Source organism: Streptomyces sp. NPDC057877 (assembly GCF_042796855.1).
Classification (GTDB): domain Bacteria; phylum Actinomycetota; class Actinomycetes; order Streptomycetales; family Streptomycetaceae; genus Streptomyces.
The window spans coordinates 21998-37184 of the sequence record NZ_JBHVMS010000016.1; the positions used below are offsets into that span (position 1 = coordinate 21998).

Consider the following 15187-nt stretch of genomic DNA (forward strand, 5'->3'; position numbering starts at 1 on the left):
CCGACCCCTTACAGCTTCATCAGGCTGGCGTCGTCGACCGAGGCCGAGTGGCGGGCACGGAACACCGAGACGATGATCGCGAGTCCGACCACGACCTCCGCGGCGGCGACGACCATCGTGAAGAAGGCGATGATCTGGCCGTCGAGATTGCCGTGCATCCGGGAGAACGCGACGAAGGCGAGGTTGCAGGCGTTGAGCATCAGCTCCACGCACATGAACAGCACGATCGCGTTCCGCCTGATCAGCACGCCGGTGGCGCCGATCGTGAACAGCAGGGCCGCGAGGTAGAGGTAGTTGACCGGGTTCACTTCGACGCCTCCTCGGCCCGCTTGAAGGTCGCCGGTTCGATCGCGGTCCGCTCCAGGCGCTCCTCGGCGCGCTGCTCCAGGGCCCGCAGATCGTTGAGCGCCTCCGTCGACACATCCCGGATCTGACCGCGCTCACGCAGCGTCTTGCTGACCGTCAGCTCGGACGGGGTGCCGTCGGGGAGCAGACCGGCGATGTCCACGGCGTTGTGCCGGGCGTACACGCCGGGGGCGGGCAGCGGCGGGAGGTGCTTGCCCTCGCGCACGCGCTGCTCGGCCAGCTCCCGCTGGGTCTTGGCGCGCTCGGTGCGCTCGCGGTGGGTGAGCACCATGGCGCCGACGGCGGCCGTGATCAGCAGGACGCCGGTCAGCTCGAAGGCGAAGACGTACTTGGTGAAGATGAGGGCCGCCAGGCCCTCCACGTTGCCGTTCGCGTTCGCCGCGCCGAGGCCGTTGAACTCGCTGAGGGAGGCGTTGCCGATGCCGCCGACCAGCAGGATCCCGAAGCCGAGCCCGCACAGCAGGGCCACCCAGCGCTGGCCCTTGATGGTCTCCTTCAGGGAGTCCGCCGCGGTGACACCGACGAGCATCACCACGAACAGGAACAGCATCATGATCGCGCCGGTGTAGACGACGATCTGCACGATGCCCAGGAAGTAGGCGCCGTTGGCGAGGTAGAACACCGCCAGGACGATCATGGTCCCGGCGAGACAGAGCGCGCTGTGCACGGCCTTCTTCATGAACACGGTGCACAGGGCGCCGATCACGGCGATGGTGCCGAGGATCCAGAACTGGACCGCCTCCCCGGTGGAGGTGGAGTAGGCGGCGAGCTGCTCCGTCATCGGCCGATCACCTCCTCCGACGCGGGCTCGTCGGCGCCGAAGGTGGTGGCGGCCTCCTGCGGCGTCTCCCCCTTGGAGACGGCCGTCTGCGGGACCGTGCCGGGCGCGGCCTCGGTGACCAGGCCCCGGTAGTAGTCCTGCTCGTCCATGCCCGGGTAGATCGCGTGCGGCGAGTCGACCATGCCCTCTTCCAGACCGGCGAGCAGCTGCTCCTTGGTGTAGATGAGGTTGGCGCGGCTGGAGTCGGCCAGCTCGAACTCGTTGGTCATCGTGAGCGCGCGCGTGGGGCACGCCTCGATGCACAGGCCGCACAGGATGCAGCGGGCGTAGTTGATCTGGTAGACGCGGCCGTACCGCTCGCCCGGCGAGTAGCGCTCCTCGTCGGTGTTGTCCGCGCCCTCGACGTAGATCGCGTCGGCCGGGCAGGCCCAGGCGCACAGCTCGCAGCCGACGCACTTCTCCAGGCCGTCCGGATGGCGGTTGAGCTGGTGCCGTCCGTGGAACCGGGGTGCGGTGGTCTTCTGCTGCTCGGGGTACTGCTCGGTCAGCCGCTTCTTGAACATGGCCTTGAAGGTCACGCCGAAGCCGGCCACGGGGTTCTGGAAACCGGGCTTCGTCTGCCCGGCCTCCTGGGGCTCCTCAGCCATCGGACGCCTCCTTTCCATCCAGAGATCCGTCACTGGCAGTATCCGGCCCACCACTGACAATCAACTCCCGCTCGCGGTGCGAGCGGCGCCGCGGCACGGGCGGCAGCTCCTGTCCGGGCAGTGGCGGCACCGGGAATCCGCCCGCCATCGGGTCGAAAGCGGGCGGTTCGGCGGGCGCTTCCGTGCCCGTCTTGTCGCGGTCGCGGAAGAAGTCCGCGACGAAGGACAGCAGCAGCACGACGAGCACACCGCCGCCGACGTACAGGGCGATGTCGGCGAAGTCGTAGTTCTCGTTCCGCAGGGTCCGCACGGTGGCGACGAGCATCAGCCAGACCACGGAGACCGGGATGAGGACCTTCCAGCCGAGCTTCATCAGCTGGTCGTAGCGGACGCGGGGCAGGGTCCCGCGCAGCCAGATGAAGAAGAACAGCAGCAACTGCACCTTGAGGACGAACCACAGCATCGGCCACCAGCCGTGGTTGGCGCCCTCCCAGAAGGTGCTGACCGGCCAGGGGGCCCGCCAGCCGCCCAGGAAGAGCGTCACGGACACCGCCGCGACCGTCACCATGTTCACGTACTCGGCGAGCATGAACATCGCGAACTTGATCGACGAGTACTCGGTGTTGAAGCCGCCGACCAGGTCGCCCTCGGACTCCGGCATGTCGAAGGGGGCGCGGTTGACCTCGCCGACCATCGTCACGATGTAGATCAGGAAGGAGACCGGCAGCAGGACCACGTACCAGCGGTCCGCCTGCGCCTCGACGATCGCGGAGGTCGACATCGACCCCGAGTAGAGGAAGACGGAGGCGAACGCGGCGCCCATGGCGATCTCGTAGGAGATCATCTGCGCGCAGGACCGCAGGCCGCCGAGCAGCGGATAGGTGGAGCCGGAACTCCAGCCCGCCAGCACGATGCCGTAGATGCCGACCGAGGCGACCGCGAGGATGTAGAGCATCGCGATCGGCAGGTCCGTGAGCTGCATCGTGGTGCGCTGGCCGAAGATCGAGATCTCGTTCCCGGCCGGGCCGAAGGGGATCACCGCGATCGCCATGAAGGCCGGGACGGCCGCGACGATCGGCGCGAGGACGTAGACCACCTTGTCCGCGCGGCGGACGATCACGTCCTCCTTCAGCATGAGCTTCACCCCGTCGGCGAGCGACTGGAGCATGCCCCAGGGGCCGTGCCGGTTGGGGCCGATGCGCAGCTGCATCCAGGCGACGACCTTGCGCTCCCAGACGATGGAGAACAGCACGGTCACCATCACGAAGGCGAAACAGAAGACCGCCTTGATGACGACCAGCCACCACGGGTCGGTGCCGAACAGCGAGAGGTCCTCAGCAGCCTGGTACGGGCTCATGCCTCCACCTCCTTGGGGGCGTCGGCGGCGTGGGTCGCCGGGCCGATGCGGACGAGGGAGCCGGGCCGTGCCCCGGTGTCGGAGGCGACGCCCCCGCCGACGGAGTTCAGCGGCAGCCAGACCACACGGTCGGGCATCTCCGTCGTCTCCAGCCGGAGTTCGACGCTCCCGGCGGGGCCGGTCACGGTGATCGTGCCGCCGTCCTCGACACCCGCCTCGGCGGCCGTGGCGGGCGACACGCGCGCGTGGGCGGCGTGCCGGGTTCCGGCGAGCGCCTCGTCGCCCTCCTGGAGAACGCCGAGGTCCAGCAGCAGCCGGTGCCCGGCCAGGACGGCCTCCCCGGCGGCCGGACGCGGCAGCGGGCTCGCCGTCTCCAGCGGATCGGTGGCCCGCGGCCCGTCCCAGCCGCCGAGCCGGTCCAGTTCGGCGCGTACGGTCCGCAGGTCCGGCAGGCCCAGGTGGACGTCCATGGCGTCGGCCAGCATCTGCAGCACGCGCGCGTCGGCGTTCAGGCGGCGCGGGGTGTGCTCGGGCTTGAGCGCGGCCTCGAAGAGACGGGCCCGGCCCTCCCAGTTGAGGAAGGTGCCCGCCTTCTCGGCGACCGCGGCGACCGGCAGGACGACGTCCGCGAGTTCGGTGACCTCGCTGGGCCGCAGCTCCAGCGAGACCACGAACCCTGCCTCGGCCAGTGCCTCACGCGCGCGTGCCGGGTCCGGCAGGTCCGCGACCTCGACCCCGGCGACCAGCAGGGCCTGGAGTTCGCCGGAGGCGGCGGCCTCGACGATCTGCCCGGTGTCCCGGCCGTAGCGGTGCGGGAGTTCGGCGACGCCCCACACGGCGGCGACCTCCTGACGCGCGCGCGGGTCGGTCGCCGGACGCCCGCCCGGCAGCAGCGACGGCAGCGCGCCCGCCTCGACGGCGCCCCGCTCCCCCGCCCGCCGCGGGATCCACACCAGCCGCGCGCCGGTCGCGGACGCGGCCCGGACGGCAGCGGTCAGACCGCCCGCCACGGCGGCGAGCCGCTCACCGACGACGATCACGGCGCCCTCGGCGCGCAGCGCCTCGGCGGCCCGCGCGCCGTCGTTGTCCAGACCGACGCCGCCGGCCAGCGCGTCCAGCCACTCGGTCTCCGTGCCGGGAGCGGCGGGCAGCAGCGTGCCGCCCGCCTTCGTCAGGCCCCGGGTCTCGTGCGTGGCCAGCGAGAACACCCGCTGTCCGTGCTTGCGCCAGGCCTTGCGCAGCCGCAGGAAGACGCCGGGCGCCTCCTCCTCCGACTCGAACCCGACCAGCAGCACGGCGGGCGCCTTCTCCAGAGCGGAGTACGTGACCCCCGTACCGTCGAGGTCCCGGCCGCGTCCGGCGACGCGTGCCGCAAGGAAGTCGGCCTCCTCGGCGCTGTGCACGCGCGCGCGGAAGTCGATGTCGTTGGTGTCCAGCGCCACCCGCGCGAACTTGCTGTACGCGTAGGCGTCCTCGACGGTGAGGCGGCCACCGGTCAGCACACCGGTCCGGCCCCGCGAGGCGAGCAGGCCCTGCGCCGCGATCTGCAGCGCGTCCGGCCAGGAGGCCGGTTCGAGTTCACCCTCGGCGTTGCGCACCAGCGGCGTCTCGAGGCGGTCCTTCTGCTGCGCGTACCGGAACGCGAAGCGTCCCTTGTCGCACATCCACTCCTCGTTGACCTCGGGGTCGTTGGCGGCGAGCCGCCGCATCACCTTGCCGCGCCGGTGGTCGGTGCGGGTGGCACAGCCTCCGGAGCAGTGCTCGCACACCGACGGCGAGGAGATCAGGTCGAAGGGGCGGGAGCGGAACCGGTACGCCGCCGAGGTGAGCGCGCCGACCGGGCAGATCTGGATGGTGTTGCCGGAGAAGTACGACTCGAACGGGTCGCCCTCGCCGGTGCCGACCTGCTGGAGCGCGCCCCGTTCCAGCAGCTCGATCATCGGGTCGCCCGCGACCTGGTTGGAGAAGCGGGTGCAGCGGGCGCACAGCACGCACCGCTCCCGGTCCAGGAGCACCTGGGTGGAGATCGGCACGGGCTTCTCGTACGTGCGCTTCTTGCCGTCGAAGCGGGACTCGGCGTTGCCGTGCGACATCGCCTGGTTCTGCAGCGGGCACTCGCCGCCCTTGTCGCAGACCGGGCAGTCCAGCGGGTGGTTGATGAGCAGCAGCTCCATCACACCCTTCTGGGCCTTCTCCGCGACCGGCGAGCTGAGCTGCGTCTTCACCACCATGCCGTCGGTGCAGGTGATGGTGCAGGACGCCATCGGCTTGCGCTGGCCCTCGACCTCGACGATGCACTGGCGGCAGGCGCCGACCGGGTCGAGGAGGGGATGGTCGCAGAACCGGGGGACCTCGATGCCGAGTTGCTCGGCGGCCCGGATGACCAGGGTGCCCTTGGGCACGCTGATCTCGGCGCCGTCGATCGTCAGCGTCACGAGGTCCTCCGGCGGGCGGGCCGCCTCGCCCCCGCCGGAGGGAGCGCTGGTGGTCACTGTCATGCGTTCACCTCCGTACGGTGATCGGCCCAGGCCGTCGACTTGGCCGGGTCGAAGGGGCAGCCACGGCCCGTGATGTGCTGCTCGTACTCCTCACGGAAGTACTTCAGCGAGGAGAAGATCGGCGCGGCGGCGCCGTCGCCGAGGGCGCAGAACGACTTGCCGTTGATGTTGTCGGCGATGTCGTTGAGCTTGTCGAGGTCGGCCATCTGGCCCTTGCCCGCCTCGATGTCGCGCAGCAACTGCACGAGCCAGTACGTGCCTTCGCGGCAGGGTGTGCACTTGCCGCAGGACTCATGGGCGTAGAACTCGGTCCAGCGGGTCACGGCCCGCACCACGCAGGTCGTCTCGTCGAAGCACTGGAGCGCCTTCGTGCCGAGCATGGAACCCGCGGCGCCCACTCCTTCGTAGTCGAGGGGGACGTCCAGGTGCTCGTCGGTGAACATCGGTGTCGAGGAGCCGCCCGGGGTCCAGAACTTCAGCCGGTGGCCGGGCCGCATGCCGCCGCCCATCTCCAGGAGCTGGCGCAGCGTGATGCCGAGCGGGCCCTCGTACTGGCCGGGGCTGGCGACATGGCCGCTGAGCGAGTAGAGCGTGAAGCCCGGGGACTTCTCGCTGCCCATCGACCTGAACCATTCCTTGCCGTTTTTCATGATGGCGGGAACCGACGCGATGGACTCGACGTTGTTCACAACAGTCGGGCACGCATAGAGGCCCGCGACGGCAGGAAAGGGGGGACGGAGCCGCGGTTGCCCACGGCGGCCTTCGAGCGAGTCGAGCAGTGCGGTCTCCTCACCGCAGATGTACGCGCCCGCGCCCGCGTGCACGGTGATATCGAGATCGAGGCCGCTGCCCAGGACGTTCTCGCCCAGGTAGCCGGCCGCATAGGCCTCGCTCACGGCCGAGTGCAACCGCCGCAGCACGGAGACCACTTCACCACGCAGATAGATGAAGGCATGCGAAGACCGGATGGCATAACACGCGATGACAATGCCCTCGATGAGGCTATGCGGGTTCGCGAAGAGGAGCGGAATGTCCTTGCAGGTTCCGGGCTCCGATTCGTCGGCGTTGACAACTAGATAGTGTGGCTTTCCATCCCCCTGCGGAATGAACTGCCATTTCATTCCGGTGGGGAATCCCGCGCCGCCACGCCCGCGCAGCCCGGAGTCCTTGACGTACGCGATCACGTCGTCGGGCGACATGGCCAGCGCCTTGCGGAGTCCCTCGTATCCCTCGTGCCTTTGGTACACGTCCAGCGTCCAGGACCTGTCCTCGTCCCAGAAGGCCGACAGCACGGGTGCGAGCAGCTTCTCGGGGCTGGTGTCTTTCAGCTCGGGTGCCAAGGTCATCACTCCCCCTCCTCGGCGACGGGCCCCGCCGGGTGGGTGGGGTCGGAGGCCGATGTGTCCTGCGGCGCGTCGTGCGAGCTGAGGTGCTCGGTGGGCGACGGCTCGTGCACCTTGTCCTGCGGCTGGTCGTGCGGCCCGGCGTCCCTCGGGTGCACGATCCGCGCGGGTGCCGACTCGCCCTTGGCGAGCTTGAGGCCGACCAGTGAGGCGGGTCCCGCGCTTCCGGTCGCCTCGACCGCGCCCTCGCGCTCGTCGGGGAAGCCCGCCAGGATCCGGGCGGTCTCCTTGAAGGTGCACAGCGGCGCCCCGCGGGTGGGCGAGACCTGGGCGCCGGTGCGCAGGTCGTCCACGAGCTGCTTGGCGCTGTCGACGGTCTGGTTGTCGAAGAACTCCCAGTTGACCATCACGACCGGCGCGAAGTCACAGGCCGCGTTGCACTCGATGTGCTCCAGGGTGACCTTGCCGTCGTCGGTGGTCTCGCCGTTGCCGAGGCCGAGGTGCTCCTGGAGGGCCTCGAAGATCGCGTCTCCGCCCATCACCGCGCACAGGGTGTTGGTGCACACCCCGACCTGGTAGTCACCGCTCGGGCGGCGCCGGTACATGGTGTAGAAGGTGGCGACCGCGGTGACCTCGGCCGTGGTCAGGCCGAGCATGTCCGCGCAGAACCGCATCCCGGTGCGCGTGACATGGCCCTCCTCCGACTGCACGAGGTGCAGCATCGGCAGGAGAGCGGAGCGGGAGTCGGGGTAGCGGGCGATGATCTCGCGCGCGTCCCGCTCCAGCCGGGTGCGGACGTCGTCCGGGTAGTCGGGCGCGGGCAGTTCGGGCATGCCCAGGCTGACGCCCCGCTCCGAAGAACTGGTGGTCACCGGTCGACGCCTCCCATCACGGGGTCGATGGACGCGACAGCGACGATGACGTCGGCCACCTGGCCGCCCTCGCACATCGCCGCCATGGCCTGAAGGTTGGTGAAGGACGGGTCGCGGAAGTGGACCCGGTAAGGGCGGGTGCCGCCGTCGGAGACGGCGTGTACGCCGAGTTCGCCCTTGGGTGACTCGACGGCCGCGTACGCCTGTCCCGGCGGGACGCGGAAGCCCTCGGTCACCAGCTTGAAGTGGTGGATCAGGGCCTCCATGGAGGTGCCCATGATCTTCTTGATGTGGTCCAGGGAGTTGCCAAGGCCGTCCGGTCCCAGGGCGAGCTGGGCGGGCCAGGCGATCTTCTTGTCGGTGACCATGACCGGGCCGGGCTGGAGCCGGTCCAGGCACTGCTCGACGATCCTGAGCGACTGGCGCATCTCCTCCAGGCGGATCAGGAAGCGGCCGTAGGCGTCGCAGGTGTCGGCGGTCGGGACGTCGAAGTCGAAGGTCTCGTAGCCGCAGTACGGCTGGGACTTGCGCAGGTCGTGCGGCAGTCCCGCGGAGCGCAGCATCGGGCCGGTGACGCCGAGGGCCATGCAGCCCGTCAGGTCGAGGTGGCCGACGTCCTGCATACGGGCCTTGAAGATGGGGTTCCCGGTGGCGAGCTTGTCGTACTCCGGGAGGTTCTTCTTCATCTTCTTCACGAACTCGCGGATCTGGTCCACCGCGCCGGGCGGCAGGTCCTGGGCGAGTCCGCCGGGGCGGATGTACGCGTGGTTCATCCGCAGGCCCGTGATCAGCTCGTAGATGTCGAGAATCATTTCACGATCACGGAATCCGTAGATCATGATCGTGGTCGCGCCGAGTTCCATGCCGCCGGTGGCGATGCACACCAGGTGCGAGGAGAGCCGGTTCAGCTCCATCAGGAGCACACGGATCAGGGTGGCGCGGTCGGGGATCTGGTCCTCGATGCCGAGGAGCCTCTCGACGGCGAGGCAGTAGCCGGTCTCGTTGAAGAAGGACGTCAGGTAATCCATGCGCGTGACGAAGGTGGTGCCCTGCGTCCACGTGCGGTACTCGAGGTTCTTCTCGATGCCGGTGTGCAGATAGCCGATGCCGCAGCGGGCCTCGGTGACCGTCTCGCCCTCGATCTCCAGGATGAGGCGGAGCACGCCATGGGTGGAGGGGTGCTGGGGGCCCATGTTGACGACGATGCGCTCGTCGTCGGCGCGGGCCGCGGACTGGACGACCTCGTCCCAGTCGCCGCCGGTGACCGTGTAGACGGTGCCCTCGGTCGTCTCCCTGGGGGAGGCGTGGGAAGTGCTCATGAGTACGACCTCCGCTGGTCCGGAGCCGGGATCTGGGCGCCCTTGTACTCGACGGGGATGCCGCCGAGGGGGTAGTCCTTGCGCTGCGGGTGGCCCTGCCAGTCGTCCGGCATCATGATCCGGGTCAGGGCCGGGTGGCCGTCGAAGACGATGCCGAAGAAGTCGTACGTCTCGCGCTCGTGCCAGTCGTTCGTCGGGTAGACGGCGACCAGGGACGGGATGTGGGGATCGGCGTCCGGGGCGCTGACCTCGAGGCGGATCAGCCGGTTGTGGGTGATCGAGCGCAGGTGGTAGACGGCGTGCAGCTCGCGGCCCTTGTCGTGCGGGTAGTGGACGCCGCTGACGCCGGTGCACAGTTCGAAGCGCAGGGCGGGGTCGTCGCGCAGGGTGCGGGCGACGCGGACCAGGTGTTCGCGTTCGATGTGGAAGGTGAGTTCGCCGCGGTCGACGACCGTCTTGTCGATGGCGTTGGCGGGCAGGAGTCCCTGTTCCTCCAGGGCGCCTTCCAGTTCGTCGGCGACCTCGTCGAACCAGCCGCCGTAGGGGCGGGACGCCGGTCCCGGGAGCCGGACCGAGCGGACCAGGCCGCCGTAGCCGGAGGTGTCGCCGCCGTTGTTGGCGCCGAACATGCCGCGCTGGACGCGGATCTCCTCGCCGCCCTGGCCGCGCTGGCCGGGGAGGTTGGAGGCGGAGAGGTCCTTTTCTGGATTGACCTCGTTGCCGTTGGCCTCGCTCATCGCAGCAGCCCCTTCATCTCGATCGTCGGCAGGGCCTTGAGCGCCGCCTCCTCCGCCTCGCGGGCCGCTTCCTCCGCGTTCACGCCGAGCTTGGAGTGCTGGATCTTGTGGTGGAGCTTGAGGATGGCGTCCATCAGCATCTCGGGCCGTGGTGGGCAGCCGGGGAGATAGATGTCGACCGGGACGACGTGGTCGACGCCCTGGACGATGGCGTAGTTGTTGAACATGCCGCCCGAGGACGCGCACACGCCCATGGAGATCACCCACTTGGGGCTCGGCATCTGGTCGTAGACCTGCCGCAGCACCGGCGCCATCTTCTGGCTCACCCGGCCCGCCACGATCATCAGGTCCGCCTGGCGGGGTGAGCCGCGGAAGACCTCCATGCCGAAGCGTGCGAGGTCGTACCGCCCGGCGCCGGTGGTCATCATCTCGATGGCACAACAGGCGAGGCCGAAGGTGGCCGGGAAGACCGACGACTTGCGCACCCACCCGGCGGCCTGCTCGACGGTGGTCAGCAGGAATCCGCTCGGCAGCTTTTCTTCAAGTCCCATGGCTAAAGGCCCCTCAGTCCCATTCCAGGCCGCCGCGCCGCCACACGTACGCGTACGCGACGAAGACGGTGAGCACGAAGAGCAGCATCTCCACGAGCCCGAACACACCCAGGGCGTCGAAGGTGACGGCCCAGGGGTAGAGGAAGACGATCTCGATGTCGAAGACGATGAAGAGCATCGCCGTCAGGTAGTACTTGATGGGGAAACGCCCGCCGCCGGCCGGCGTGGGGGTCGGCTCGATGCCGCACTCGTAGGCCTCGAGCTTGGCCCGGTTGTATCGCTTTGGACCGATCAGCGTGGCCATGACCACGGAGAAGATCGCAAAGCCTGCCCCGAGGGCTCCCAGTACGAGGATGGGCGCATACGCGTTCACCGCTCCTCGCTCCTCTCAGTCGGCACTGACTGCTGGCGGTGTGCTTTGGACTCGCATCCGCCCCGTCAGTCCCACAAACCCCGCTTGTCCCGGCGAAGATCGAGAACATGTGAAGCAGGTCACAAGCCCAGTTGCCTCGCATCTTATGCCCGCAGCTCTGTGATCTGCGACACGGGGTATTGCTCAAGCTTTGTGATCTCCACCACCTGACGAAGGATCATGAAGTCGGATGAGCGGTGATCTTCGCACGTGAAGCGTCCGAGTGATCACCAGAGGTGACATTTTCGCTCGTCAGTGCAGTTCAGAGGGGTCGTCTCAATATCAAGATGGTTCCGCTGCATGCAAATTGGAGATGGACGGGAGCGGCTGGTAGTGGATCACGTTCACACTTCAGCGGGAGCCGCGCGAGGGGGTGTGGACGCGTGCACGCGTTCACGAAGTCGGCCCGGCTCCGGTTCCCGCGCGGGACGCGACCGCCGGGGCAACCGTTCCGTGACCTCCGCCACATTCATGAGAGGCGGATGAAAAGCGGGCTTGGCCAACGGACGCAACGAGTGGTAGGTCGCGGGCAATTCGGACGTAACAACGAAAGGCCGTGATCACAGGCTTGAATGACTGCGTCCGCAATGTCCGTTACGGCGTCAATAAAGGGCGGTGCGCCAAGCGTTCGGGGTGCCGGTTGAACAACTGTGGCGCAGCACACGTTTCTTGTAGGTATGGAGGAGCCCCTGATACCGGTTGTTCTCATGTCCCACACCGCTCACATACGCAGCCACCGGAAGCCCCGCCGCACCGCGTCCTCGACGATCGCGATGCGCGCCGGAGTTGCCGGTGGCATCCTCAGCACCGTGGCAGTGGCCAGTGCGTCGGCCGCGGCGAACGCCGCCGAGCCGGTCACACAGACGCTTGAACTGCCCGTCCTGACGGCCGACCTGGCCGCTCAGGTCGCCGAGTCCGCGGACGCCACCCAACTGGCGGCCGCGAGCTACGAGCTGGAGGCCGAGCGAGACGCGGCCGCCGCAAAGGCCGCGAAGGAGGCCAAGGCGGACCTCGCCGAGGCCAAGCGGAAGGCCGAGGCCAAGAAGAAGGCCGCGGAGGCCGCCCGCCAGGCCGCCGCGGAGCGGGCCACCCGCGACGCCGAGCGCACCACCCTCACGGCCAGCGCGAGCGCCGACACCGGCACCACGGCCTCCGCACCGGCCAGCGGCAGCGTGGCGACGGTCATCTCCTTCCTCAAGGCCCAGCTGGGCGACGCCTACGTCCTGGGCGCCACCGGCCCCAACGCCTGGGACTGCTCCAGCCTCGTCCAGGCCGCCTTCCGCCAGGTCGGCGTGGACCTCCCCCGGGTCTCGCAGGACCAGTCGATGGTCGGCACCGAGGTCTCCCTCTCCGCCCTCCAGGTCGGCGACATCCTGTACTGGGGCGGCAAGGGCTCCGCGTATCACACAGGGGTGTACATCGGTAACGGCCAGTACCTGGACGCGGCCAACCCCTCCAAGGGTGTCGTCATCCAGGACCTCTCCGGCTACCCGGCGTCGGGCGCGGTGCGCGTGCTCTGACCGGAGCGACGCGCGCCGACGGGCGCCAGGGGAAAGGGCCGCAGCCGCTCGGGGGCAGCGGCCCTTCGCCGTACCACCCGTTGCACGGGCGCGAGCTGTCCCGACAGTCTCTTCCCCGACGGTCACGCCACGGTGGCGGGACCGCGTAAGGGACAAGGAGGGGCAGCGATGCCCAGCGTCTTCCTCCAGGGACGGCCCGTGGAGTCCTACCCGCCGCTCGCGCCGGAAGCCCGGCGCGGATCGGTGCGGCGGATCACCGAGGTCGGTGAGCAGGTCCTGCACAAGCCGTGCCGGGACGTGACGGAGTTCGGGCCCGACCTCGCCGCGCTCATCGACGACATGTTCCTGACCATGTACATCGCCGAGGGGGCCGGACTGGCGGCGAATCAGGTCGGCGTCGATCTGCGGCTGTTCGTCTACGACTGCCCGGACGACGACGGAGTCCGACATGTCGGGCACATCGTCAATCCGGTGCTCGAACCGCTGGATCCGGCCGGGCGACGGCTGGTCGACGACAGCGAGGGGTGCCTGTCGGTACCCGGCGCGCTGATGGTCGTACCGCGCCCGGACCGGGCCGTCGTACGCGGGCGCGACAGGGACGGCGCGCCGGTCGTCATCGAGGGGACGGGCTACTTCGCGCGGTGTCTCGCGCACGAGACCGACCATGTGAACGGTCAGGTGTATCTCGACCGGCTCTCCGCGCGCGAGCGGAAGCAGGCCCTGCGGCAGGTCGCGGCCCGGCGGGACGAGGTGTTCGCCCGCCGGGCCGCCAACGTGGAGGCGCTCAAGGCCTAGGGCCTGGGTCAGGCCTTCGGGGCCACCTTGCTCAGGCCGTTGATGATGCGGTCCATCGCGTCGCCGCCCGTGGGGTCGGTGAGGTTGGCGAGGAGCTTCAGCGTGAACCGCATCAGCATGGGGTGGGTCAGTCCGCGCTGGGCGGCGATCTGCATGACCTTGGGGTTGCCGATGAGCTTCACGAAGGCGCGGCCGAGCGTGTAGTAGCCGCCGTAGGTGTCCTTGAGCACGCGCGGGTAGCGCTGCAGGGCCGCCTCGCGCTGGGCCGGGGTCGCGCGCGCGTGGGCCTGGACGATGACGTCGGCGGCGATCTGGGCGGACTCCATGGCGTAGGCGATGCCCTCGCCGTTGAAGGGGTTCACCAGGCCGCCGGCGTCGCCGACGAGGAGCAGCCCGCGCGTGTAGTGCGGCTGGCGGTTGAAGGCCATGGGGAGGGCGGCGCCGCGGATCGGGCCGGTCATGTTGTCCGGGGTGTAGCCCCAGTCCTCCGGCATGGACGCGCACCAGGCCTTCAGCACCTCGCGCCAGTCCAGCTCCTTGAAGGAGTCGGAGGTGTTCAGGACGCCCAGGCCGACGTTGGACGTGCCGTCGCCCATGCCGAAGATCCAGCCGTAGCCGGGCAGCAGACGGTCCTGGGGGCCGCGCCGGTCCCAGAGTTCCAGCCAGGACTCCAGGTAGTCGTCGTGGTGACGCGGGGAGGTGAAGTACGTACGGACCGCGACGCCCATCGGGCGGTCCTCGCGGCGGTGCAGGCCCATCGCGAGGGAGAGGCGGGTGGAGTTGCCGTCGGCGGCGACGACGAGGGGCGCGTGGAAGGTGACCTCCTGCTTGTCCTCTCCCAGCTTGGCGCGCACGCCGGTGATACGGCCCGTGCGGGCGTCGACGATCGGCTCGCTGACGTTGCAGCGCTCGTGCAGCCGGGCGCCCGCCTTCTGGGCCTGCCGGGCGAGCTGCTCGTCGAAGTCGTCGCGCTTGCGGACCAGTCCGTAGTCCGGGAAGGAGGCGAGATCCGGCCAGTCCAGCTGGAGCCGGACACCGCCACCGATGATGCGCAGGCCCTTGTTACGCAGCCAGCCCGCCTCCTCGGAGATGTCGATGCCCATCGCCACCAGCTGCTTGACCGCGCGCGGGGTGAGACCGTCGCCGCAGACCTTCTCCCGTGGGAACTCGGTCTTCTCCAGTAGCAGCACGTTCATTCCGGCCTTGGCCAAGTGGTAGGCCGTCGTGGAACCGGCCGGGCCCGCGCCCACGACGATCACATCGGCGGTGTTGTCCGTCAGAGACTCGGCCACGGCGGGATCTCCCCAAGTTCGAAATCTGTGTGCCGACCGGCACTGGACATGGGCAGTCTATTCAGCAGAATTGATCACCCGGCTGAAGGGCTGCCCTCGTGAACCGAACCCTCCCCGTAGTACGGCTGCGCGTCCCCACCGACGAGGACGCCGTCGCCTGGCACCGGGCGTTCGACCACCCGGATGTCATGGAGTTCCACGGCGGCCGGTCCGCGGAACTGTCCGTCTACGAGGAGCTGACCGCCCGCCAGCGCCGTCACGACGCCGAGCACGGCTTCTGCCTGTGGACCATGCTGGACGACCGGGACCGGGTCATCGGCTTCACCGGCGCCCAGCCCTGGCCCTGGGAGTGGGGCCCGCAGGGCGAGATCGAGATCGGGTGGCGGCTCGCGCGGGAGCACTGGGGCAAGGGGTACGTCACGGCCGCCGCGCAGGAGACCCTGGAACGGGTCAGGGCGGCGGGGGTTCCCTCGGTCGTGGCGATGGTCAACGCGCGCAACGCCCGCTCGATCGCGGTCACCCAGCGGCTCGGCATGCGGCTCGCCGAGACCTTCATGTCCCCCGCGACACAGCAGAAGGGGCGGTGCTATCGACTCGCGCTCCAGGCGATCTCCAGCGACCGTGACTGACAGTAACAGTCGGCTACGGAAAGGTACTTGACGCTTCCCGACGGGCCTCCCTGGGGTTACCCTGCCAG

Annotated in this window: 15 protein-coding genes; 3 read left to right on the forward strand and 12 right to left on the reverse strand. The window is 69.3% G+C overall.

From position 1 onward, the window contains the following. Positions 1-8 precede the first annotated feature (8 nt). From nuoK to ACFVQG_RS36425, 11 genes are read right to left on the reverse strand one after another with little or no spacing between them, the layout of a single operon-like run. Positions 9-308, reverse strand: coding sequence for an NADH-quinone oxidoreductase subunit NuoK (gene nuoK, locus ACFVQG_RS36375; protein ID WP_356061246.1), 300 nt, complete (start codon positions 306-308; stop codon positions 9-11). Next, positions 305-1147 carry an NADH-quinone oxidoreductase subunit J gene (locus ACFVQG_RS36380; RefSeq protein ID WP_383392254.1) on the reverse strand — a complete coding sequence of 281 codons (843 nt, stop codon included), beginning with the start codon at positions 1145-1147 and terminating at the stop codon, positions 305-307. Before ACFVQG_RS36380 ends, nuoK begins: the two co-directional genes overlap by 4 nt. Beyond that, positions 1144-1794, reverse strand: coding sequence for an NADH-quinone oxidoreductase subunit NuoI (nuoI, locus tag ACFVQG_RS36385; RefSeq protein ID WP_383392257.1), 651 nt, complete (start codon positions 1792-1794; stop codon positions 1144-1146). The genes ACFVQG_RS36380 and nuoI overlap by 4 nt, the downstream gene beginning before the upstream one ends. Continuing rightward, positions 1787-3151: an NADH-quinone oxidoreductase subunit NuoH gene (gene nuoH / locus ACFVQG_RS36390; protein WP_383392260.1), complete on the reverse strand. Its 1365-nt coding sequence runs from the start codon at positions 3149-3151 to the stop codon at positions 1787-1789. The genes nuoI and nuoH overlap by 8 nt, the downstream gene beginning before the upstream one ends. Beyond that, positions 3148-5649, reverse strand: coding sequence for an NADH-quinone oxidoreductase subunit G (locus tag ACFVQG_RS36395; RefSeq protein WP_383392263.1), 2502 nt, complete (start codon positions 5647-5649; stop codon positions 3148-3150). The genes nuoH and ACFVQG_RS36395 overlap by 4 nt, the downstream gene beginning before the upstream one ends. Continuing rightward, the gene (gene nuoF, locus ACFVQG_RS36400) at positions 5646-6995 is read right to left on the reverse strand and encodes an NADH-quinone oxidoreductase subunit NuoF (RefSeq protein WP_383392265.1); all 1350 of its coding nucleotides are present in this window, start codon (positions 6993-6995) and stop codon (positions 5646-5648) included. Before nuoF ends, ACFVQG_RS36395 begins: the two co-directional genes overlap by 4 nt. Further along, a complete protein-coding gene (gene nuoE, locus ACFVQG_RS36405; RefSeq protein WP_383392268.1) occupies positions 6995-7864 on the reverse strand; it encodes an NADH-quinone oxidoreductase subunit NuoE in 870 nt (289 codons plus the stop codon). The genes nuoF and nuoE overlap by 1 nt, the downstream gene beginning before the upstream one ends. Further along, positions 7861-9183 (reverse strand): NADH-quinone oxidoreductase subunit D, encoded by a 1323-nt coding sequence (locus ACFVQG_RS36410; protein WP_383392271.1) that lies wholly within the window; start codon positions 9181-9183, stop codon positions 7861-7863. The genes nuoE and ACFVQG_RS36410 overlap by 4 nt, the downstream gene beginning before the upstream one ends. After that, entirely contained in the window at positions 9180-9920 is a 741-nt protein-coding gene (locus ACFVQG_RS36415) for an NADH-quinone oxidoreductase subunit C (protein WP_383392274.1), read from the reverse strand. The genes ACFVQG_RS36410 and ACFVQG_RS36415 overlap by 4 nt, the downstream gene beginning before the upstream one ends. Then, on the reverse strand, positions 9917-10471 hold the full coding sequence (locus tag ACFVQG_RS36420) for a NuoB/complex I 20 kDa subunit family protein (RefSeq protein WP_383392277.1): 555 nt from the start codon (positions 10469-10471) through the stop codon (positions 9917-9919). The genes ACFVQG_RS36415 and ACFVQG_RS36420 overlap by 4 nt, the downstream gene beginning before the upstream one ends. A 13-nt stretch (positions 10472-10484) precedes the next feature. Then, complete coding sequence (locus ACFVQG_RS36425) at positions 10485-10844, reverse strand: NADH-quinone oxidoreductase subunit A (RefSeq protein ID WP_007383963.1); 360 nt, start codon at positions 10842-10844, stop codon at positions 10485-10487. 716 nt (positions 10845-11560) lie between these two features. Between ACFVQG_RS36425 and ACFVQG_RS36430 the strand changes: the two genes are divergently transcribed. Then, entirely contained in the window at positions 11561-12403 is an 843-nt protein-coding gene (locus ACFVQG_RS36430; RefSeq protein WP_383392280.1) for a C40 family peptidase, read from the forward strand. Between the two features lie 168 nt (positions 12404-12571). Beyond that, positions 12572-13198 (forward strand): peptide deformylase, encoded by a 627-nt coding sequence (gene def, locus ACFVQG_RS36435; RefSeq protein ID WP_383392283.1) that lies wholly within the window; start codon positions 12572-12574, stop codon positions 13196-13198. Between the two features lie 8 nt (positions 13199-13206). On the opposite strand, the gene ACFVQG_RS36440 is transcribed toward def, so the two are convergent. Beyond that, positions 13207-14490 carry a geranylgeranyl reductase family protein gene (locus ACFVQG_RS36440; RefSeq protein ID WP_383392285.1) on the reverse strand — a complete coding sequence of 428 codons (1284 nt, stop codon included), beginning with the start codon at positions 14488-14490 and terminating at the stop codon, positions 13207-13209. 98 nt (positions 14491-14588) lie between these two features. Between ACFVQG_RS36440 and ACFVQG_RS36445 the strand changes: the two genes are divergently transcribed. Then, positions 14589-15119: a GNAT family N-acetyltransferase gene (locus ACFVQG_RS36445; protein ID WP_383392288.1), complete on the forward strand. Its 531-nt coding sequence runs from the start codon at positions 14589-14591 to the stop codon at positions 15117-15119. Positions 15120-15187: the final 68 nt, after the last annotated feature.

Excerpts from the sequence above, each read along its gene's own strand:
- ACFVQG_RS36380 (WP_383392254.1), bottom strand. The coding sequence starts at position 1,147 with ATGACGGAGCAGCTCGCCGCCTACTCCACCTCCACCGGGGAGGCGGTC.
- nuoI (WP_383392257.1), bottom strand. The coding sequence starts at position 1,794 with ATGGCTGAGGAGCCCCAGGAGGCCGGGCAGACGAAGCCCGGTTTCCAG.
- nuoH (WP_383392260.1), bottom strand. The coding sequence starts at position 3,151 with ATGAGCCCGTACCAGGCTGCTGAGGACCTCTCGCTGTTCGGCACCGAC.
- ACFVQG_RS36395 (WP_383392263.1), bottom strand. The coding sequence starts at position 5,649 with ATGACAGTGACCACCAGCGCTCCCTCCGGCGGGGGCGAGGCGGCCCGC.
- nuoF (WP_383392265.1), bottom strand. The coding sequence starts at position 6,995 with ATGACCTTGGCACCCGAGCTGAAAGACACCAGCCCCGAGAAGCTGCTC.
- ACFVQG_RS36410 (WP_383392271.1), bottom strand. The coding sequence starts at position 9,183 with ATGAGCACTTCCCACGCCTCCCCCAGGGAGACGACCGAGGGCACCGTC.
- ACFVQG_RS36415 (WP_383392274.1), bottom strand. The coding sequence starts at position 9,920 with ATGAGCGAGGCCAACGGCAACGAGGTCAATCCAGAAAAGGACCTCTCC.
- ACFVQG_RS36420 (WP_383392277.1), bottom strand. The coding sequence starts at position 10,471 with ATGGGACTTGAAGAAAAGCTGCCGAGCGGATTCCTGCTGACCACCGTC.
- ACFVQG_RS36430 (WP_383392280.1), top strand. The coding sequence starts at position 11,561 with ATGGAGGAGCCCCTGATACCGGTTGTTCTCATGTCCCACACCGCTCAC.
- def (WP_383392283.1), top strand. The coding sequence starts at position 12,572 with ATGCCCAGCGTCTTCCTCCAGGGACGGCCCGTGGAGTCCTACCCGCCG.